This window comes from Pelotomaculum terephthalicicum JT, assembly GCF_022410535.1.
In the GTDB taxonomy this organism is placed as follows: Bacteria; Bacillota; Desulfotomaculia; order Desulfotomaculales; family Pelotomaculaceae; genus Pelotomaculum_D; species Pelotomaculum_D terephthalicicum.
Map to the genome: position 1 here is coordinate 311,950 of NZ_JAKNBL010000001.1, position 20,309 is coordinate 332,258.

A 20,309-nucleotide genomic window follows, 5' to 3' on the forward strand; every position below is an offset into this window, starting at 1 on the left:
CCGGGCGTGCCCACGGCCTCAACTACTACACGCCAACTACTCTCACATACCTTCTTGTTTCCTGCGTTTTTCCCTTTTTTCAAGGCACCACCCCCTAATATCTTATGAAAATAAAGTCTTGTCCTAATACAAAAAAAGACCTGGGCAAATTTAAATCCTAGAACACTAAAAAAAACCGGGAATTCCCGGTTTTTTTAGTGTTCTAGCTTTGTTATTGATATTCTGCCGGTAGTTTAATTAACTAGCGAACATTTTTTATAAATAAGCATAATGTCTGTCACCGGATGTGGATCACCCAAGGGAATGCTTTCTAGACCAGGCATGACTAGTCTAGCTACTCTCTCGTTGTGTTCGAAAATATTGTTGAGTGTTTTTTTATCAGTTTTCAACCAACTTCTTCTCATTGAATATTTAGAGATTGTCCCTATTAGAATTATTTCGTCATCACGCGGCACAATAGGTTCTTTGTCCTTCCATTCTGCATCATATTGGATTAAATTATCAGAAATTTTTCGTGCTTTTTTTCGTCTAAGATCTCTCGCCGCCGTACCTGGTTTTAGGCGAGCTTTTATTTTGCCGCTCGCGTCAGCGGCAAAAACTACTTTAGTCACCGGCGGAAAAATCAAAAGACTCCCCCCTATTCTTAACGCGTATTTACGACGCAGCCTTTTATAGTACAGGCACCCGCGCTTATTATACCGGGGCGGGACCGGGTCCACGGGAATGTAAAATAATAAAATAATATCTAAATACTATCAGTAATTCTACATTTATTGTAGAATGTGTTAACACAAATGTCAAGAAAATATTTCACAAACATTGTATAATGTGTATAATTAATTCAGGGCAGATCTCCAGGAAGATCCGGGAGGGCTACTACTTAGGAGATAATATGGAACCGGCCATGATATAAAAAACGGGTTGCCTTAGTTCAATTCACACATCACAATTCATAATTACACATTGATATAATTATCAAGAGTTAGGCTATCCAACCACAATGTAAAAAACTATGTTGAAAGAGGTATAATAATGTTCTCTTTACGACCTGGAAGCATATTAGATTTAACAGTAATTGCAAGTGATAATCATGTAACAGAAGTAGCTAAGTCTTTTGGTATACCTTATAGCACACTTACAGCCTATATATCTGGTATCCGGTTTATTCGCCCTTCAGCTGCATGGGATATAGGAACCCGTTGGGGCAAATATATAAATCAGTTTTTAAGTAACATTTTATTTGATAAAATAGAAAAGGAGACGAATACACAATCGATCCGGGAAATTCCGTCAGACTGGGTATTTGAAGATGATCCGGATTTTGAAGACATTAGGCATTATGCTGAGATTTTTAACGAAAATTTTCAAACTGAATATAATCTTCGTCAAATTGTTGAACCTGTATCATGGCAAAAATCGTTTAGTTGTTGTGCAGCTCAGGTTCTGGCTCGATTTGAGGCTAGTCAATCTGCGTCAAGTAAACTAGACGTTTTCAGCAAAAAAGATGCTATTAATCTTCTTAATATATTAATTAAAGGTCCATTTACTGAAGAAAATCTTCCTAACATGCTTAACCTTGCCCTACGATATGTTCTATGGCGTGTTAAGACAAGAGAGTATTATAAATTAGAACAATTTTACCCTATCTCACGATGTATAGAAATCAGAGATACAAGGCCTATCCTTTTACTACAACAAGAAGAGAATATATACTACCCACCGGATCACAAATTATCTCGTGGAATACAGTTACCTGATACACCACGTCTAAAAAAAGCGGCAACATTAGATGCGCTTATGTTATGTCGTTTTGTGGAAGTCAAAGCGGATCATAGTAAGTATAATTATTACTGTTCATGCACCAGTCCTCAAAATGATTCCATATATTTCACAGCCAATCCGATTGCTACTTATGAAAGCAAATATTACACATAACAAATATGTTTATTACGCACCCTTATATTTTTAAATCTTGGATCATTGGCTCGATAAGCAGATAACAAATTTACAACTTTAACATGTTCCAACATACTGTAATTTCCATATAGTAATATAGCTATTTCAGATACTGGTATTTGGTCCTGTTTTTCAAGAAAACTAAGAATAATAGATTTCTTACTAACCTTTCTTTCTTTCACTTTTAACTCATCCTTTCAGAACTAATATAATAGACCCCACGCAGGGGTCTATTTTTACTTGCTTCTTATACAAGTAAACCGGCAGGCAGGGACTGGCCGCCATTATTAAGCACGTCCAATTTAATAATCAAAATCTTTCTCTAACTCATAATCCTTAGAAGGACATCCAAATAGTAAAGCACCTGAAACCTCTCTTTTCACCATATCCAGGTTAATAAGCCAGTTACCAGCCTTCACACATAATATGGACGTTGGGCGGTTAGGCTTCGCTTTTGCCGTTACAACCGGCCACTCATACCTAAAAAGTTTTTCCCTGATTCTTTTCCCCAGTTTACTCTTAACTTGCTCTGATACTATAAAGTCAGCAGGTATTCGCATGCACATTTCTAAACGTTCCTCGCTTTTTTTATCCAGATAAATCGTATAGACCTCATTACATCGCGGCTCGTAAATGAATACAATGCCACAAAAAGCTAATTTAAGACGAAAAGCCGCTTCGTCCCTTCGAGATCCAATAAAACGACATACACGATTACTTAACATATGACTTAAAAAAAGTCGGGCAGTCTGAAAATTTCTTTTGGTTGACGGCTTTCCAAGTACGCGGCTTAAATACATTTCAGTCGCGTGAGAACTTATATAAACTCGCTTTGGGAGAACATATTTATCTAACATGAATCTCTACTCCCAGTCTGAATTCCACTGATAATCACTCTCCAATCAAGATTATTACTAAAAGTTCAACAAATTCTCCGGAGCATAGATGTAAGTTGTCTCTTTCCTGTCGTGACCAAGAACCTTCGTTGTATCCTCTCTAGCCATCGTCATAGCTCTTTCCCTGCCCATACCTGAGGAAAGGTATTCCTTAAACCGCTTAGTAATAAATTCGCGGCCAAAAGAGTGCCGCAACCCGTGAGGCGTAAGAGCGCCCTTATCATTAGGAACCAGGTTGTGGCCGGTAAATTTCCTCTCCTGATCCTGAATTTTTTTACGGTGATTGTATATAAAATTTTCAACTTTCTTCTCATAAACATGAACCCTCATGCCAGCTGGGGTAAAAGCATAGCCACCCCGGGAAGAATTCCTCAGCGCCTCTTGAAAGACAGCTACAGCTCTGTCGGTAAGAGGTACTTCCCTGGGGCGGCCACCTTTGGTGTTTTTCAAATGTAATACGCCAGACTTCAGCGCATCCTCAACTACAGAGCGCCGGAGGCTGGCCGCTTCGTCCAACCTCATTCCCGTGGACCTGATCGCTTCCATGGTCCTGTTGATGTCATACCGGCCAATTGACACAGCCCTGGCCTTCATCTGAGAAAGCTCACGTTCCGTCCATGCCCTGTCCGCCCTTCCGTCAGGAGTACTGCCCAGCCCCATTTCCTTATTTGCCGTCTTACTATCTTTTAAGCTATACCTTGCCTGCGGGATCTGCCGGTGCAGGTATCTTATCCCGCTTAGATCGTTCTTTACATACTTGTCGCTACAGCCGCGGCTTTTCATGTGCGCCGCGTAAGCTTCAATATGCTTGTCCTGGATGTTTTGAAGCTTTTTCAGCTTAAAGTGAACTCCCACAAAACCGATAAACCTATTGGCGGCGGCGATATAACGGTATTTCGTTTCAATGCTCCCTTGACTGGCTCCCCTGATCACTTTTTCCAACTGTGCACCGAGATTATCCACCACACCAACACCAGTTTTTTTATACTTATACTTAATGATGGAAATACAAATCACCCCCTAAAAGATTAAAACCGGCTACACAGCCGGTAAATATTAGAAGGCATCCGGATTATCGTGTTGTACTATAATTCGAATGCCCATAACTTTAAATATGAGTTTATGCAATCTGCAAAATTCGCCACACTACCTATCCCTGTATATAGCGTAATCTGTTAATGTTGTGCAACAATAAAAGTTCTTTTTGTCATGGATATTATTTAATTATTTGGTTTATTATTTTTTGGGGGAAATAAATCTCCTTTATAACCATTATGCTTAATGGTAACATCACTGATAACGTTCCCATACTGATCGATCAAATGAACATTTCCATAATGATTAGTTAAATAACTTGTGACTGCATCAAGTTTAGTATGATAAATATCTTCTTCTGTAAATCCTAAAGGTTTCAACTGCTTATATATAAAATAGGCTAATTCTTTTTGTTTAATATCTGCAAAATATTTACCAGTAAAAGATGAAAGCATTGAAACTATCGAACATTCATCTTCAGAGTTAACAAAAATATATGCCGGTGGAACCTGTAATATATATTTCTTGTAAAAAACTCTACCAATAATTTCACGAAATTGTATTGGGTGAATCTTTATAGAGTAAAATGGCTTCAAATAGTTATCCAATGATTCTTTAATTATTCCATCTTCGCCAATACAACAAATTATTCCAGTGTCACCCACTTGAATGGCAAGCTGCAAACGGAGCAAATCATCTGAAAAGAAAAAATCCAATTTGTTATCATTCTTAGGATTTGTATGTACATTAAAAACAAATAATGAAAAAACATTTCCTGTAAATTTTACTTTTGGCTTTACGGATTGAAGAAAAACATGTACTATCTTAAATTTTGAAAGCATCTCGGGTTCCATTAAATGTCCTTTTTGAGGATTTGCTCGATCTACAGATAATGATAAGTCCTTGAACAATAATCCGTAAAATAATTTAGTCATCCATTTAAAGATTGTTATTTCATCAAGCTCCATAAAACTCTTATAACCATGTTCTATAGCAGACTTTATATCATTTTCCAATTTAGATAAATAAACTCCATTGCAATCATTGCAGCATGGAATTGTAAGGTTTTTATATGGAATTAAAGTTTCATTAAATAAACACAAACGTTGGTTCCATAAATCATACTTATGTAAAAGCCATTTAGGAAAGACATGTTCATCGCTTACATTGCTATCAGTTAGTAATCCTCCACACAAAAAACAATGCTTATAATCAAATGTTATACTTGAGAATGGTGAATAAATTATATTCCTCTTTTCCATATTTATGTCCTCTGACAATCATATTTACTTGTTTTTATTGCCTCATCTTATTTAACCGTGTTTAGTGTAGATAACATTAATAAAAGTTACTATAAAAATCAAAAAAGGTTCAGATTTTATCCGACCCTTAAAAAAGAATAAAACTAATCATCCCTGATGCCAACTCTCGCGGTTCTCTTTTTAAGCGAACCCTGAAGACCTCGCGCTCCGCGAATTTGCCGGGATATTTCTGGCCGTCTCTGTCTTACTCCGCTCCTTTAAAAAATCGCCTCAGCGATTTTTAAATCGCTCCGTAAGACAGAGACGGCAGCGGGTGTTATGTTGTCAAAGTTCTGTTCGTTGAACACCGGGGTGCCACATAACCCAAAGGGTGGAACTCACGCTCCAGTGGCGAAGGCACTTACGTCTTTTTGAGACTGCTCGATCATCGTGCTGTGCCTTTTTAGCCGTATTTTATGGGGTCAGTTGCCAAATCCCCACTCAACCAAGCATCCACTTGGTTTGGTTAAATAAACCCGGCGCGCTTTAGCGCGTCCATGCCGTCAGTTCCCGGTCCGGCAAGTAACCTTCAAATACCCGAAACACACGTCTCCAACGTGGTTTTTTTCCGGTGGACCCGTTTTCGTCCAATACTGGTGAAACACATCTTCGCCTTCAGCAGTCGGTTCAGATGTACCGCATCACATTGTCTACACACAGCTCCTTGGCTCTTTTCCGCACAGCCTTGCTCTTCGCTTCGGCCTTGCTCTCCAAGTTGTGCCTCGCTTTTCGCTTGTTTTTACCTGGAGCCAGTAAGATTCTTCAGCAGTTGCCGCTTATCGCCCTCAACATGCTCCGGAGCTTCCATCCGCACTATTCCTGGAGATAAAATAGTGGAAGAATCCCATAAATGTTACCCATCAGATATGCAATATGCCAGCATCACGCTTGCATCTGATGTTTTCCTTCTTGCCGTTTAGCGTCACGCATTAAGCATGAAGGGTACGTAGTGTAGGATTAAATAGACAATACAATAATACCATAGGCACCATAAAATGCAAGGTCTTAAAAGTATTATCCCAGCGGATTGAGTGATTCGTATTGTGCTACCCACTTACCACGGTCTAAATATATTTTTTTGAGGTTAACCCCCTTTGCAAGTTCCAACAGAGCATATCCTTCCAATTCACTGAAACCGGTATCAAAGGAATGCGGCAGGTATTTCTCCAGAAAATACATCTTCACTATTCTATTTTTTACGACTCGGTACTGGAATCCTTTTTGCTTTAAGTCTTTTGGCGGTCGCAAGTCCTCGCCAGTGGCTTTTTTTCGCCATCTGCCAAGGGCCTCTCTCAAGCCCTCTTCCCGCCTGGTTAATATTTCTATCTGTTTTGTAAGCTCTTCTGTTATTTTCTCCTTTGCCTCTACTTCAGCATTTATCTGCTGACGGGCTTGATGTTTTATGTTTTCCACCACTTCAGGATGAACAAGTGTGTTTTGCAGTGTTTCAATTTGTTTTTTCTGTTTTTGGTTTTCCTGCTGTAAGGTATTGATCATAGCTACGTTTTTGTCTAGTTGAGCCTCATAGCTGTTAATGAGGGTGATATATTCTTTTTCCGTCATTTCCACGTTAATACTACCCTTACGGCCTTTTTTATCGAATATGTTTTTCCTCGCTTCTTCCAGGGTGTCATAATGACTGCTACCAAATAGGCTCAGACCGTCAATTCGGAATTTCATATTCTCCCTCTTTTTCTTTATCATTGTTAAGTTGCAAGTGTAAAAATTTTTACACTTGCAACACTTCCCACATATTTAAATGGCAGTGGGGAAGCCCTACCCGCTGCCATTTAATGGACCTGCTTATATATTATCATCAATCATACACACTATCTTCCTCGTTGTCCCAGTCGTCAAATGTCGATTCGGCTATTTTCAGCCATTCAATAAGGGTATCGTCCGCATCGTCTGGTATATTGACCACCAGCTTTCAGGATGTTTTTAGATCAGGAGTAGGGAGCTTGCTACTTGTCCCAATGCACCACCAGTGCCTTGCCGTCTATGGCCTGGCCGACATGATTAATATCAGCCTTCGTTTTCAGTTTTCAGCAATTCGCGGTACATCACCGGCGCTGACAACCCCTTGCAGTTTGTTTCAGTATCATTTTCACCAATGCTCACCTGCGCCGCACCGACAAAGGCGTTGTTTTGTACAATAGGAGATCCGGAATCGGAATAGGTTAACTTTCTTCCTTCTGGAGTGGTGAAAGAGAAATTATCACCCGATACTTCCGTAATATTAACGTTATATCCCTTTGCATCAGTATCTATACCATCAGCAGTATACAAAACAGCGGAACCTACATTCGGGGATTTCACCAAAAATCCACCTCCAGAGAAATCTTTTTCGTCTCTATCGGCCTCTACCAGTGGATAAGCCTTGATTCCATAATTAGTTGCATTGTCAAACTTTAACTGGTCATAAAAAATACTTTCATAAGTATTAGAAGCAAGAGAGACATAACCCGGTCCGGATATATATCCGGACCCTGAGCGATCCTTTATGCCTTGCGCAGACAAAACAGCCTCCATAGAACGTGTATAAAAACACACTGTTGTTTTAGCCGCATACGTTGCCGTCTCATTTGGATCTACTCTAACAAGAGCCTTCTGACCACTCACATAAACATATGGACCTTGAAAACTAGTGTAAATCATAGGTACTAGAAACATCGCCAGAGAAATTAACACCATAATAAATCGGATCATAAAAACCATCCTTTCGAATTAGTAATACCAGGGAACTGGCCCGCCTGGTTCACCGGGATTAGGGACCAACCGTGTTCTGAATTTTGGCGGGTTATTAATACTGCCAACCATTTTCCATCCATATACATCTACGGTCTCATAAGTCACTCTTTCTTCCACCACTTTCACAGTCACCTTCACAGAGTTTTCCCCATGGTATTCTCTAGAAGGCGGCCGGGTCGGCGTAATTCTAAGAACGTTATCACTGTACGTTGTTTCAAGTCTATCAATATGATCGTTTCCGTGATACTTTTCAGGCACCCAGCTCCCCCCGCTGTAATAGCAGTTAACAGCAGCAACAATTGTATTAGTGGTAGTATAATCAAATTTTGCCGAAACAGAGCCTTGAGCCGAAAAGCTATGAATGGCACTGTCTTTAAGCTCCAAAGAACCGCTGCTGTTCTGAACGTAAAAACGTATTACGGCCGTACCAGGCATAGTAAATGTGCTGTCGAAATCAGCCGTTGTCTTACCGTCATTGTAACGAATACTGGTGCCGGATATATTGTACTGAGAAGGCTGCGGTTCTTCCGGCGTTTCACCACCACCTCCCACCGTGATATTTAATATCTGTTCGTTGTTGGTGTATCTTTCATTTTCAGCAATCGCATGGTTAGAATCCCCCGGCACTTTTCCGCCGTTCACCTTCAGGGTAATTAAAGAACTACTAATACCACCCGGGCATGTCCAGGGGATAGTGACAGTTTTTTGCCCGTCAGTGTTTCGGATAGATAAATTGCCGGAATAAAATTGATAACCGTCCCTGTCCGCTTTTAATGAAACAGTTTTATAGTCCGCAAACTGCGGATCGATTTGGCTAACATTAAATGAGATATTACAGGTTTTTCCAATTTCAATATTGGTTGAGTTAATAGTGGCATTTGTTATAGCATAGTCAGGGTACTTAGGTGTAGGCTGCGAACCACCTGATAAAAGTTCCGTAGGCATAAGTGGCACTGTTAAGTACCAAAGATTACCACTTTCATCGCGGTGCCACATCCTGCCAATTCCCCAGGCGTATTGGGTTGAGGGGGCAAGGATGTGGACATACTGCACGATGTTGTCCCAAAAATTCGGATATACAGCCTCGCCAGCAACATTATAGCCGTTGATGTTTGTGCCACCCTGATAATACATGTAAATGCCATTCTTAATGTTTTGATAATACTCCATTGAGCCATCGTATGGGTTTGGTTCAGTAATACCAGTAGCACCATTTTTCCAAGGTTCTGGTATCCACTCTTGCCCGTCTAAATATGCCCCGTTCGCGTAAGAGTCGGGAGGGAAACCTATGTTAGTATATTTATCACCATATTTCGTGTAACCAAGATAACGATACTGACCATTACGATAATCGTTTCCCGGTACATCTTGCGGACTTCCGTACACCAAAGCTCCAAAGTAGTTGTTTCCTACTTGATAATTTGTCAGTGTTGAGACAGGAACATAATTGATACTTTTACCATTGCTTTCCTGTGTATAGTAACCACCAGCCAGAGCATTGGCTATTGCTAGATCGGGATTGTATAGTTCGGCGTAACTATACCTACTATATGCAGCGAACAAAAAAAGAAAGATCGCCGCCATAGCGAACAATCTTTTAATCACGAAAAACACTCCTTATTATTTTTAACTAATAATTTTATTTAGTTACCTGATATAATGTTTGCTGGCTGTGGAACGCTCCAAATCGTTATATTAATTACAGTATCACCAAAATTGGAGCTTACGCGAGAGGATTTACCATTAGAAGAATTCCAATACCTCCCTGGTAATTTCTGATTAATATCTGTTTTCTGCCTAGCATAGTCCATCAATTCGCTGACCGTCTGATTGTCCAGACCTTGGGATAGAATTGCTTCAGCTTCATTCCATGAACCTTCTTTGGTTATATCTAGCCAGAGATACATTTCACAGTGATTAGGGTCGTTTGGTTTTATACCCCAATCAATACGTAGACTCGTATTTATCGGTATCTGATAATTATTCAACGTTGACGTACCAGTTACCGCCTCTTCCTTTTGCCAGCTTAACCAGTTTGCCGCAACCCTCACGTCCGGCTCCGGTGTTCCCGCAGGCCAGCAAACCACGGTCTGTGTTGCTTCGTCCCAAGTTACTTGAAATTTTAATCCCTCGGCAACGTACCGAGCTGGCAGGAACGTCCTCCAAGTTGGCGAGGACATAAGCACCGGCGTCACATCCATAGCCTGGCCGTGTTTATCCCCGTTGACATTCATCCATAGGTTTCCAATAGTCATTTGCAGTGTTGCACCAGCCCCCTTGATGGTTGCCATCTGACTATCATCGTCCCAGGTGATATTCTCATTGCTCACTCCCAAAGCGTTGCCCAGAAAGCGCACCGGCACGTAAGTCCGGTCGTTCTGGATGAACGGGGATACATCCATCTTTACTCCAGGAGTTTGCAAGTTTACAACGTAGTAGGGCACCCCGATTTTGAATACTACCGAAATGACAGGTTGATCCTGGCTTGCCTGCTCTGCGTGAACCGTGCGCAGCCAGGGAACCGAAATAGTAAACATGGTTAGAACAACAACAAAAACAATAACTCTCTTCACTTTAAAAAACCTCCTTAAGTCTGTTTTTTAGACCATCAAAATCCAAGAGTAATAATTTTATACTACCCAAGCCCCTTTCTCTTCCCAAACGCCAAACACACGCGCCTGAGAAAAGATTACTTGACCGGGCACATTCCTAATCTTGACAACCCCCATAATCCGGATATATTATTTACTTAAAGTTATCACTCCTTAAATTAATGGGAATACTGAAACTGAGGAACGGCGTAGGTGCCTCGCTTGCCGGGGTTTCGTCTTAGGCCCTTGAAACTGTTACAGCAGCTTCAAGGGCTTTCAATTACTTCCGCCGGTCAGCTATTAGCACGACGAGGGTTAGCAGAAGAGTTACGGCTATTACGATTTGAATTGCGTCTGATATTTGAATCATTTCTGCCTCACCCCCTTTCGGATTATAATCCCCGGCAGGTGAGGCCCGCCCTCAGTTCCGTATACCCAACATTATTTTACCATTTCTGACAAGCCGCACAAGAAATATTTACCGCTATTGCCAGGCATCACCCCTATTTAAATGTGCGATTGTAAATACTTTGACACTATCACATTACCCAAATGTCAAAAATTTTACAGGTAAGTAATAATATCTCACCCTATAAACACCATTTATGACACTCTCCTTTTCACAGTGCCACTGCAATCACCTAATACGCTTTGCTGCTTTTCCGTTCCCTTGTCCTCACAAATAAGCTTTTTTGCAAGCTCTAGACTAACAAGAACCACATCATTTGATAACTTAGCAAAATCCACCTCTAAGCCATGCATAATTATGATTGTTTCACTAAATTCCCTTACTTCATGCGCCACTGCGTTCACCTTCCCTTTTGTCCGCCGCTTCGCAAAGGTCCCTGATAAATTCGAGAGCTATATTTTTAACTTTGTCATCTGAATCATCGTTAAGTTCTTCCACCAGAACAAGGAAATTTCTTCGTTCTTCAGCCGTTCTGTTCATAAACCTTGAAGCAAAATCAATTATCCTGGATTCCACGTAAGTATATTGCTCCAAGCCAGCGCCGCGCCCGGCATCCTGAGCCGGTACAACCATCAAATTTTCTTGCGCCACCTGGTACGCCTCCTTTTAATTTTTAGGATTTACCCAGGTAGCGCAGGTGGCAACCGGCATGTTATAATTGACCTCACCGGAGGCCTCCGCGGCCCCTGGGTTGTTAGGTTTTGAGGGCTGTTCTACCGCTAAGTAACCAGCCCTCAAGCTATTTTGAGCACCTCCTTCCCAAAGCTTTTCTTAAAAACATGTCCGGTCCCTGGAACCGCTCCGCTTGCGGCTACGTCACCGCTCAGACTCCCACCGGCTCCTGTGTCCGGTTTCGACCAGGTCAGGTATTCCCAGCGGCTGCACGGTTAAGCACCAAGGGGCCAGACATTATAAGTCAGACTCATATCCCCATTTTCTGGTTTGGATTGCCCAAATTCTTCTTAGCACAACCGGAAGTATTTCGCTGATCGCTTTCATGCTTAAGCCTCCCTCGTCAGATATACAAAGTTTTGATAAATTCTTTCTTGCGTTCCTTCTCTAGTGTCTTTTTATGTCTATTACCTCCGGGCCCATCTCTGGAGGTTATGTTGTTGTTTTTATCCCCACTTTTATGAGTTATACTTGGCTTTGCCGGCTGGTCCGGCTGGATATCGTTTTCCAGCGCGTAGCGCAGCCAGGCTCCCACTCCCCGGATCTCGGCTTCCTGTGAGAGCTGGCGGCGCAGTTCGTCAAGGACTAAAGATACTTTTTCCGGAGGGTGTTTCTTTTCAATCTCCTTTGCGAAGCTAACGGATATATCAACTCCGGCCACTGCCCTGACTTTTGAGCAAATCTGTTCCCATGCCGGAGGTTCTTCAGGCTTTTCTTCTTCCTTGCCATTTTCCGTATAAGTTTGGTGGTTGATTACTTGATTAGTTTCATCGGTATTTGCCGGAGGCAAAGCAAAAGCAGCGCCGTCATTCTCAACAGTGCTGCTTGCAATTTCATGATTTGTAGTTTTTCCCACACCGGGCTGCTCAACAACAACAACAGATCTTTTAACTGAGTATTCTTTGTCGGAAAGCTCTTTCCGTTCTTGACCGGAACATCCTTTCCGGTCCGGAACGGAAAGAGCTTTCCGGTCCTTGTCGCTCAAGGCTTTCAGTCTCTGTATTTTTGAAGTATCATGGATATAGTAGATGTTGGTCTGATTAAGCCCTCGCTGAACCCACGAAATTAAATCGAATTCCCTGAGTTCATCAAGGTATTTACGAATTGTCCTGTCTGTGCAGTTAGCTACTTCAGCTAGTCTTTCTTGTCCGGGAAAACACTCGTCCTCTTGCCAGGCAAACATTAGCAATATTGCATAGATGGACTTTGCAGGCAAAGACAGCCTTGGTGCGGTTAAAACCGAATTAGGTACTGCTGTAAACCCTTTCTTCAAAACTGGATCAAGAATAACAAGGGTTTTTTCTTTCATCACTGCTACCTCCATTTTAACCTCTATAAAATAAAAAAGCCGCAGGTATATTTCATCCTGTGGGTACTCAGGCGCATTAACGGCAATGTTATTATTTTGCTGTTTATAGTGTTTGTCGTTACCATTATATGGATTATGCAAATTTGTTATTGTAATTTTCCTAAGTGATCGTACCTTTTTTTATGTAATAGTTAATATTGTTTTTTTTGCAAAAATCAACTACTATATCAACCTGCTGATTATAGAACGCCCTATGGGTTGTGAATGACGTAACTTCTTTACTGTAGTTTGTTCGGCCAAAGATAATTTTATTGGCGAACGAAACAGTATTTAATATATTAACCAAATCCTGTTTTATGAGATTCGGCGTGGGATAAGGTTCAATACTCACCCACGTCCGGGATCCTTTGTCGAACAGAGCTTTTAGTGCGGCAATCCTATCCGCATATGGGGACGCACCGGGTTCGATTCTTTGGCGGTAACTCTCGTCAAGAGAAATAAGAGTTATTCCATATTCATTTGCTGGAGATTGTTCTGTCAACTCTATGGGTAACAGTCCTTTTGTGAGGACTGTACACCGAATGCCAGCCGCATTGAGTTTTTTTATTGCCGCTATACTCATTTCTCCAACTTTTTCATATCCGAACATAAACGGGTCGGTGGTAAAGCAAAGCTGGACGGATTCAATCTTTGATTTCAAGCGAGGAATTTCATGGTCGAGTATTTCAAGCGTGTTGCTCACCAACTTAGGCGCACACCACGTCTCATAGTTGGCAATCTTTCCAAACCTCTTAGCCATCAAAAACGCATAGCAGGGGTAAAGGCATCCGTGGGAACACCCTAACACATGGTTCATTGTATAATCTCCATATTCGACGCCCGTTTTGTATAACATGGTCTTTCGCGTTATGATGTCCATTACAATCACTTCTTTCTTAGCATAAGGGTATTGCCTTTGCCTTCTTGCCAAAATTTCGTGGGTTTGCCCTTATCAGTAAAAGCTGGATCTCTCGAAACGATAATTTCTCCGTTCTTTTCAAAGGTCTTAAGTATAGAACCTCCGCGACCACTACTTAGACGAGATAAATCGCATAGCACGCCGTGCTCGTTATAAAAGTCTGCTAAAAACTTGTTGAGGCGAGTAAATTCTGTTGTTGTTGAAAGCAGTTCGCGAACTTTCTCCTTAAGAATGCTATCGTCAATTATTTCATTTTCAGCCGTCTGTGTCATTAAGGAAAGTTGCCCACCGCTTTGAATATCAATAACCAGACGGTCCGTTCGTTTGGCGATATTATCGGCCATAAGTATACAGCCGTCAGGATGGTTGGTCGCATGAACCATTCGGTACTTCGGATGCTGTCCTGCTTTTAGACGGATTGGCATATCCAAAACATAGTTATATTTTTGCCGTAGGTGGAGTTTATATTGTTTGGCAAACTCCTTCTCAGCTTGGTAGCAGTCGATTATTCCTCTGCTGTAATCGGCAACAATCGAAAACCAATAGTCATCGCCCGCTATGGCAGTGAGTTCGTCTATAGAATCCATCACGGAACTGTCGTACTCTTCTATGTCTCTGAAAATCTCATCTTCTCTTTCACGAAAACCCACTTTCATGACCCGGCAAGCCTCACGAATAAAACCGAAGGAGTTAAGGTTTATCAGTAATTCGGCGGTACTGAATGAAATCGGCAGTGAATCAAATAAAGCAGCGTTTAACACCTTCACTCCATAAGGATCAACATAAAGAAATACGTTGGGATTGCGATACTTTTTATTTGCCTCCTGCAGCAAGGATATAATATTATCCTCAAATTTGCCGTCGATAATCTCACAACGCCCCGCAGGTTGACTCGCAAGGTTTGCCTCTAAGTCCTTTGCATGATTTAATTCTATAAATCGCATACAGATTTGAGGTGTAGAGCTACCATAGGGATGGGCGGCGCGATAATGCGCAATACTCCTGTCCAGACTGTCCAACGCAGTTAGCGGTGAGCCGTTCTTGCCGTCATCAAACTTTCCTTTGCCCGCAAAGCAATCCACATAAAAGATTGGATTATTCATGGACATCATCTTGTTGAAATACGGAACCAAATAGCAACCGAGCAACTCGTCTTTAACTTCAGACCAAATTTTCTTCTGTTTGAAAAAATCACGGTTGTTTTTAGACATTATATTCGCTCCCTTGATACACTGTTGTTGAGTTCCCATCAACAGACTTGCCTTCAAAACACAATCCCAAGTTATTCTCTCTTCTAAATAACATTTATACTGTAAGCCAATATGCTTCTAAACTTCCTATAATTGCTATAACCGCATATTGCAAACTGTCGATTTTTAATCTTGAGGATATACAATCATTTTTTAGGAGTATAAAACTTAATAACTTGATATGGCAGATTTCAATCGTTTTTTACTGTTCAGTTAGATAATGTATCTTTAGCATTGATTATAAAAATGAAAAAAAGAGACTTCTTCACCTATACCATTTTCGCAAGGATTAATTGTACAAAATAGCCTTTTTAAGGGAAACCCACATTGAGAAAACCACCATGTAATTGTTTTTGCTTTTTCAGAAAAATCCCCACTATAGATCCAAAAGACATTGGGAATTTTTAAGGCATTAGCGTTCATTTTTAATTGTTCAGATAGTGCACCGGCTATTAAATCTGGTATTGCTATAAAATCTTCGATTTGTCGTGTTCCATTATCACAACAACTTGTTCCACAACGTAAATGTCCTAAAGGGAAGCTAATATAATCATTAATAATCCAAGCAACTAAATTAGTTAGTTCACAAACACGTTGATCGTTAGCAGCAATGTTATCTTCATCAGTAAACCAATATATATTTTGTCCTTGTTCACATAATCCTGCTATTAGAAAGCTTAAAAAATGAATTATTGTAAAAGCTTTAACTAAAACATCTGGTTTCCACTTCCTATATGGAATAAAATCTGGGTTTTCTAGATCTAAAGGAGAATCATGGGAAAATAATGATTTACATTTTTTATTAATTGCTATTGAAAAAGATAAACCATTTAAAGAATTTGCCGCCTCAAGAAAAGGTATAAGTGCCTTTCTTCTCTGATTATCGCCGAGATTTTTGAATGACATCCGTCTGGAATCCGAGAATATTTTTTGTCTTATTATTAGTCGAGCATATTCCCATTCTGACCAATTCTCTAAACTAGTAATTAAATAAGAAAAAACATAATAAGGAGCATCTGGCGATTCTCCACTATAATCTGATCCTAATAATAGATCTTTTGAGTTTCGAAGATTGGGAAAACTATCTGGGTGTTTTTCTTGTAGTTGCACAAAAGACTTATTTAAAATATCAAAGATTGTCCTAGGGTAAGGTGTAACATCTCTCCAATTATTCTGTGTCACTGTAGTTTTCACCCAACTTCATTTTTCTCCTTTAAAATATTCGGCACAACGATAAGTGGATGAGCAGACACAACGAAGCGCAATGTCCGCTTATCTATGGTTATTACACACCTGGTGCGGGGATATCTCCTTCACCTGAAATACATTCTGGTCAAATTAACAATCAGCTTCCCAGTATAGACATTTGTATTATCAAGTGAGGTAGCTCAAACTAACCACTAACAGAATGCCATAGGACTTCGCGAGGTGACGATCGTTAATATCGGTATCAGCCGGGGGGGCGACTGACTATGCATTTATGAGAGAGCTGAACGACTAAAGTTTTCATATAATCGAAAATTCATCTATATTAAGGTACTCTGGATTATAGATAATTTTTGTAATATTTCCACGTTGAATTATGTGACTCCTTCTTTACTTTCAATTAATAACAAAAAATATCCAAATTGTTGCACATTCCAAAAAAATAACAGACATTTCAGGAATATCAAAAAGGGCTGTTATACTACTCAGCCCTTTACTTTCCAGGTTTTTTTATATATGTGGGTGCATCTACTAAAATGACTCACATTTAAGCAGCCACCGACTTGAGACCAGTCATCCCAAAGGAAAATCAATGCTCCGGAAAATTGAAGCATTTCAATCTTAAACTTTTCTTACTGCATTTTTATAAGCTTCAGGTAGCAAAGTAACAAATTACCTTGGATAGATTTTTAAAAAAATGATAAAAAGAACAACCATTTACATAAAAATGATTGAGCAATAAATCCAATAATACCAAGGGTTAGCCCACATGAAGAACTGTAGAAATAGCCTTCACGCTCTTCTAACCCATAGTTGTCACTGAAATCAGCATACTGCTTGGTTAATATTAATAGTTCACAAACGAAGATCGTCTATTTTTACCATCTGGCTAATATTGACATTCAACCATATCGTAGTTATACTTCTCTCAAGAAATATAATCCTTATTTAAGGGTGATAAACAATGGCAATTGACCGTTTGATTGAAGAAATCAATAAACTTACTCCTAAACAGAAAGAAGAATTATTCCGTAGATTAGGAATTTTCAATTCCAAAAACGACGTGCAACTAAGAGGCGGTCCAGACGATCCCCTTTCAGAATTAATTGGTATGATAAAAGGACCAGGTACAGGCTCCCAACACTACAAGGAGGATTTATATGGAGGCAAAAGACCTTTATAAATGTTTCATCGACACAGGGGGCCTAATTGCTCTACTTGATGTCACTGACCCCTACCATAAAGAAGCCTCAGCTTTTTATAACTCATTAAAGAAAAGCACTTTACTTTTCACCAGCACGCTGGTCATATCAGAAACATATACCTGGTTACTTTACCACTGTGGTCATTCATTAGCCAACCGTTTCCTTGGAATAATTGAAAATGCAATAAAAACAGATTATATTAGATCTGTAATTCCTGATACCGACCTAATAAACAAAACCCATGCTGTTCTCAGAGCTTATGAAGATCAGAATTTATCTTACCCTGATGCTATGAGTTTTGTCATCGTTGAACAGTACGATATTCAAAATATATTCGGATTCGATAATCATTTTTATATAATTAAGCGTAGCCTTTGGCCGCACATAAAGAAAAGATAAATTAGCATTCATAATAAAGGCAATTTTTATTGCCTTTATTTTTCTTGATCACCTCCATTTCAATAGAAACCGGCCTATGGTAGTAGCTACCAGTAACATGACTCAGGACGAACGAAAATATTACCGGAGGCTTACTGATGATGAGTAATGAAAATAAAATACCCGACTTTGCCACTCTCCAGGAAGCTAGGGAATTTTGGGAAAAGCACTCTCTGGTTGATTTTAGCAAAGACCTTGAAGTGGCAAAGGAAGTTAAGTTTAAAAGAAAGGGCAAACTGGTTGTTTCAATAGCCCTTGGAAAAGAAGATGAAAATCTTCTGCACCAATTAGCAAAGAAAAAAGGTGTCAAGTACTCCGACTTGATCACCTTATGGGTTAAGGAACATCTCCGTGAAAGTTAACTATCACGAAGATGTCCCTAAAACCCCGTCTTTACTGGGCTTGTACCCTTATACTAAATGTTTTGCAACCGCAACCGCACTCCACGTGGTTGATCCGAAAAATCCGGGGGCGGTTGATGAAATTATCCACCTCGGCGACTTCTGGGATGAAGAAAAAATACAGGCCGTCAAGCAGCAGGTATTGCAGACAAACATCCGCGTCGGCCGCCTCTTCAAAATAGCTTACCACCAACTGGCCGAGGCCAAAGTGATCAAAGACGAATTGGACAGCTACCTGGAAGAAGCCGCCAACCGGTCCCGGGTGCATGAAACCGCCTGGAAAATAATCAAGAGCGTCACTGAAGACGCCCCGGTCCAATATGAAAGAGAACCAAAAGCCAGGCACTTGTTCGCCACCGCTTTTACCCCCGGGGGGCAGTGGCACTATCTCGACACTATTCTGCAGGATACCAGGAAGCTTTACCTGGTGACCAGCGACGCCACCAGCCTGACCTCCTACGTTGTCGGCGCCGTCGCCAGGGCCGCCCACACGAGAGGCCTGGATACCGGTGTATTCCACTGCCCGCTGGCGCCGGACAATATAGACCTCGTTTTGATTCCGCGGCAAGGATGCGCAGTTATGAAGGATATCCCCGGCATTGAGTTTAAGGCGCAAAATGTTCCTGCCATCACCAAGGTTAAATTGTACAATCTGAACCAGCACCTGAACGAGTCGATCCTGGCGGTTTACGGCAGTGAGATCGACAGCGCCCGGGAACGTCTCTCCGCAGCCATCAACAGGGCGATCAGCTACATCGCCAAAGCCAAGGAGGAGCATGACCATATGGAGACTTACTACATCCCCGCCATGAACTTTGACGCCATTAACGCCAAGCGCGAGGAAATCCTTGCCCGCGTGCTGAAATATGCGGAGGAGTCCGGCAGTTAAACTGCCAAACTCTTCCATAAATACTATAGACTTTTTAGCAAAAAAAGGTGCAAGTATTCCAACTGATCACCTCATCGTTCAAAGAACATCTTCGTGAAAGTTAACTTTTACAAATTGTCCTAAAATCCGTATCTTTACTGAGCATGTACTTTTATACTAAATGTTCTGTTGTTTATATGCAGCACAAACGCGATGCTCAAATATTAAGCCATACCAGGAACATTATAGACTTAATACCATATGATGGTATTAAAGAGGTGTTTCTTCATGGCTGACCTTCACAACAAAGGAAATGTGAATAAAGGTGAGAACGAACAAATCCAAACAAGCGCGGTAAATTTTAATTGTCCTTCCTGTGGCCCGGGAACCAATCCATTGCAGACTCCGTATCCGGGATACCCATGCATTAATTATAAATATTACCCAACCTACATGTATGTGCCGGAATATGCTTATCCGGAGGCTCTGAGGCTAATCGTCGAATCGGTGGGCGGCGAGAGAGAGGATGAATTATTCTACAATTATATGCTTAATATCGCCCCCTCCGACCAAAAAGAAATTGTCGCATCCATTCGCGATGATGAAATCAAACATAATAAAATGCTGAGAGAACTATATTGGCAACTGACAGGACAGGAGATTACCACAGTCCAGAACGGTGCTTTCCAGCCTCCCCCCAGTTATTGCAACGGAATTACCAAAGCCCTGTTCGGAGAGCTGGCCGCAGTGGAACGATATCGCAAAATTTTATTCGGACTTAAATTTCTGCCGTATAGAAACATGATTACGGAAATTTATACAGATGAGTTAAAACACGGGTCTAAATGGAATTACCTGTTTGCGGTAAACTGCAGTTGATTAAGGTGTTAATTGGGGTCAGCCCTTGACATTGGACAGCCGGAGAGTATGCAGGTATTATGTGTCTTTGTCCAATGTCAAGGGCTGACCCCTTAGTAAATGCAACGCCCGGCAATTCGAATGC

Annotated in this window: 22 protein-coding genes; 7 read left to right on the forward strand and 15 right to left on the reverse strand. The window is 40.8% G+C overall.

Annotated features, from left to right (window positions below; genetic code table 11):
• Positions 1-233: 233 nt before the first annotated feature.
• Positions 234-626 (reverse strand): hypothetical protein, encoded by a 393-nt coding sequence (locus L9W92_RS01515; RefSeq protein WP_240081992.1) that lies wholly within the window; start codon positions 624-626, stop codon positions 234-236.
• A gap of 406 nt (positions 627-1,032) precedes the next feature.
• On the opposite strand from L9W92_RS01515, the gene L9W92_RS01520 reads away from it, so the two are divergent.
• Positions 1,033-1,935 carry a hypothetical protein gene (locus L9W92_RS01520; protein ID WP_240081993.1) on the forward strand — a complete coding sequence of 301 codons (903 nt, stop codon included), beginning with the start codon at positions 1,033-1,035 and terminating at the stop codon, positions 1,933-1,935.
• Here L9W92_RS01520 and L9W92_RS01525 read toward each other — a convergent pair.
• From L9W92_RS01525 to L9W92_RS01540, 4 genes are all read right to left on the reverse strand, one after another.
• Positions 1,926-2,138 (reverse strand): hypothetical protein, encoded by a 213-nt coding sequence (locus tag L9W92_RS01525; RefSeq protein ID WP_240081994.1) that lies wholly within the window; start codon positions 2,136-2,138, stop codon positions 1,926-1,928. The genes L9W92_RS01520 and L9W92_RS01525 overlap by 10 nt on opposite strands.
• Before the next feature lie 120 nt (positions 2,139-2,258).
• Positions 2,259-2,813, reverse strand: a complete 555-nt coding sequence (locus L9W92_RS01530) for a hypothetical protein (RefSeq protein ID WP_240081995.1) — start codon at positions 2,811-2,813, stop codon at positions 2,259-2,261.
• A 57-nt stretch (positions 2,814-2,870) separates the two neighbouring features.
• Positions 2,871-3,869 (reverse strand): tyrosine-type recombinase/integrase, encoded by a 999-nt coding sequence (locus L9W92_RS19110; RefSeq protein ID WP_240081996.1) that lies wholly within the window; start codon positions 3,867-3,869, stop codon positions 2,871-2,873.
• A 203-nt stretch (positions 3,870-4,072) separates the two neighbouring features.
• Positions 4,073-5,149, reverse strand: a complete 1,077-nt coding sequence (locus L9W92_RS01540) for a hypothetical protein (protein ID WP_240081997.1) — start codon at positions 5,147-5,149, stop codon at positions 4,073-4,075.
• A gap of 610 nt (positions 5,150-5,759) precedes the next feature.
• Between L9W92_RS01540 and L9W92_RS01545 the strand changes: the two genes are divergently transcribed.
• A complete protein-coding gene (locus L9W92_RS01545) occupies positions 5,760-6,017 on the forward strand; it encodes a hypothetical protein (protein WP_240081998.1) in 258 nt (85 codons plus the stop codon).
• Positions 6,018-6,202: 185 nt separating this feature from the next.
• On the opposite strand, the gene L9W92_RS01550 is transcribed toward L9W92_RS01545, so the two are convergent.
• The 10 genes from L9W92_RS01550 to L9W92_RS01595 form a co-directional block, all read right to left on the reverse strand.
• The gene (locus tag L9W92_RS01550; RefSeq protein ID WP_240081999.1) at positions 6,203-6,868 is read right to left on the reverse strand and encodes a hypothetical protein; all 666 of its coding nucleotides are present in this window, start codon (positions 6,866-6,868) and stop codon (positions 6,203-6,205) included.
• Positions 6,869-7,213: 345 nt separating this feature from the next.
• Positions 7,214-7,897 (reverse strand): hypothetical protein, encoded by a 684-nt coding sequence (locus L9W92_RS01555; protein WP_240082000.1) that lies wholly within the window; start codon positions 7,895-7,897, stop codon positions 7,214-7,216.
• Positions 7,898-7,915: 18 nt separating this feature from the next.
• Positions 7,916-9,544 (reverse strand): Athe_2463 domain-containing protein, encoded by a 1,629-nt coding sequence (locus L9W92_RS01560; protein WP_240082001.1) that lies wholly within the window; start codon positions 9,542-9,544, stop codon positions 7,916-7,918.
• A 38-nt stretch (positions 9,545-9,582) separates the two neighbouring features.
• On the reverse strand, positions 9,583-10,512 hold the full coding sequence (locus L9W92_RS01565; RefSeq protein WP_240082002.1) for a copper amine oxidase N-terminal domain-containing protein: 930 nt from the start codon (positions 10,510-10,512) through the stop codon (positions 9,583-9,585).
• Positions 10,513-11,133: 621 nt separating this feature from the next.
• A complete protein-coding gene (locus tag L9W92_RS01570) occupies positions 11,134-11,334 on the reverse strand; it encodes a hypothetical protein (RefSeq protein ID WP_240082003.1) in 201 nt (66 codons plus the stop codon).
• A complete protein-coding gene (locus L9W92_RS01575) occupies positions 11,324-11,590 on the reverse strand; it encodes a hypothetical protein (protein WP_240082004.1) in 267 nt (88 codons plus the stop codon). The genes L9W92_RS01570 and L9W92_RS01575 overlap by 11 nt, the downstream gene beginning before the upstream one ends.
• 424 nt (positions 11,591-12,014) lie before the next feature.
• Positions 12,015-12,980 (reverse strand): helix-turn-helix domain-containing protein, encoded by a 966-nt coding sequence (locus tag L9W92_RS01580; RefSeq protein WP_240082005.1) that lies wholly within the window; start codon positions 12,978-12,980, stop codon positions 12,015-12,017.
• Positions 12,981-13,140: 160 nt separating this feature from the next.
• Positions 13,141-13,899 carry a radical SAM protein gene (locus L9W92_RS01585; RefSeq protein ID WP_376741767.1) on the reverse strand — a complete coding sequence of 253 codons (759 nt, stop codon included), beginning with the start codon at positions 13,897-13,899 and terminating at the stop codon, positions 13,141-13,143.
• A gap of 5 nt (positions 13,900-13,904) precedes the next feature.
• Positions 13,905-15,149 (reverse strand): three-Cys-motif partner protein TcmP, encoded by a 1,245-nt coding sequence (gene tcmP / locus L9W92_RS01590; RefSeq protein WP_240082008.1) that lies wholly within the window; start codon positions 15,147-15,149, stop codon positions 13,905-13,907.
• A 267-nt stretch (positions 15,150-15,416) separates the two neighbouring features.
• On the reverse strand, positions 15,417-16,382 hold the full coding sequence (locus L9W92_RS01595; RefSeq protein WP_240082009.1) for a hypothetical protein: 966 nt from the start codon (positions 16,380-16,382) through the stop codon (positions 15,417-15,419).
• A gap of 976 nt (positions 16,383-17,358) precedes the next feature.
• On the opposite strand from L9W92_RS01595, the gene L9W92_RS01600 reads away from it, so the two are divergent.
• The 5 genes from L9W92_RS01600 (at position 17,359) to L9W92_RS01620 (ending at position 20,185) form a co-directional block, all read left to right on the forward strand.
• Complete coding sequence (locus tag L9W92_RS01600; protein ID WP_240082010.1) at positions 17,359-17,577, forward strand: hypothetical protein; 219 nt, start codon at positions 17,359-17,361, stop codon at positions 17,575-17,577.
• The gene (locus tag L9W92_RS01605; protein ID WP_240082011.1) at positions 17,555-17,998 is read left to right on the forward strand and encodes a type II toxin-antitoxin system VapC family toxin; all 444 of its coding nucleotides are present in this window, start codon (positions 17,555-17,557) and stop codon (positions 17,996-17,998) included. The genes L9W92_RS01600 and L9W92_RS01605 overlap by 23 nt, the downstream gene beginning before the upstream one ends.
• A 137-nt stretch (positions 17,999-18,135) precedes the next feature.
• The gene (locus L9W92_RS01610) at positions 18,136-18,399 is read left to right on the forward strand and encodes a CopG family antitoxin (RefSeq protein WP_240082012.1); all 264 of its coding nucleotides are present in this window, start codon (positions 18,136-18,138) and stop codon (positions 18,397-18,399) included.
• Entirely contained in the window at positions 18,389-19,327 is a 939-nt protein-coding gene (locus L9W92_RS01615) for a hypothetical protein (RefSeq protein ID WP_240082013.1), read from the forward strand. Before L9W92_RS01610 ends, L9W92_RS01615 begins: the two co-directional genes overlap by 11 nt.
• A 267-nt stretch (positions 19,328-19,594) precedes the next feature.
• Positions 19,595-20,185 (forward strand): ferritin-like domain-containing protein, encoded by a 591-nt coding sequence (locus L9W92_RS01620; RefSeq protein ID WP_240082015.1) that lies wholly within the window; start codon positions 19,595-19,597, stop codon positions 20,183-20,185.
• Positions 20,186-20,309: the final 124 nt, after the last annotated feature.

Coding starts and splice junctions, on each gene's coding strand:
- L9W92_RS01520 (WP_240081993.1), top strand. CDS start 1,033: ATGTTCTCTTTACGACCTGGAAGCATATTAGATTTAACAGTAATTGCA.
- L9W92_RS01530 (WP_240081995.1), bottom strand. CDS start 2,813: ATGTTAGATAAATATGTTCTCCCAAAGCGAGTTTATATAAGTTCTCAC.
- L9W92_RS01540 (WP_240081997.1), bottom strand. CDS start 5,149: ATGGAAAAGAGGAATATAATTTATTCACCATTCTCAAGTATAACATTT.
- L9W92_RS01550 (WP_240081999.1), bottom strand. CDS start 6,868: ATGAAATTCCGAATTGACGGTCTGAGCCTATTTGGTAGCAGTCATTAT.
- L9W92_RS01555 (WP_240082000.1), bottom strand. CDS start 7,897: ATGATCCGATTTATTATGGTGTTAATTTCTCTGGCGATGTTTCTAGTA.
- L9W92_RS01580 (WP_240082005.1), bottom strand. CDS start 12,980: ATGAAAGAAAAAACCCTTGTTATTCTTGATCCAGTTTTGAAGAAAGGG.
- L9W92_RS01585 (WP_376741767.1), bottom strand. CDS start 13,899: ATGGACATCATAACGCGAAAGACCATGTTATACAAAACGGGCGTCGAA.
- tcmP (WP_240082008.1), bottom strand. CDS start 15,149: ATGTCTAAAAACAACCGTGATTTTTTCAAACAGAAGAAAATTTGGTCT.
- L9W92_RS01600 (WP_240082010.1), top strand. CDS start 17,359: ATGGCAATTGACCGTTTGATTGAAGAAATCAATAAACTTACTCCTAAA.
- L9W92_RS01605 (WP_240082011.1), top strand. CDS start 17,555: ATGGAGGCAAAAGACCTTTATAAATGTTTCATCGACACAGGGGGCCTA.
- L9W92_RS01610 (WP_240082012.1), top strand. CDS start 18,136: ATGATGAGTAATGAAAATAAAATACCCGACTTTGCCACTCTCCAGGAA.
- L9W92_RS01620 (WP_240082015.1), top strand. CDS start 19,595: ATGGCTGACCTTCACAACAAAGGAAATGTGAATAAAGGTGAGAACGAA.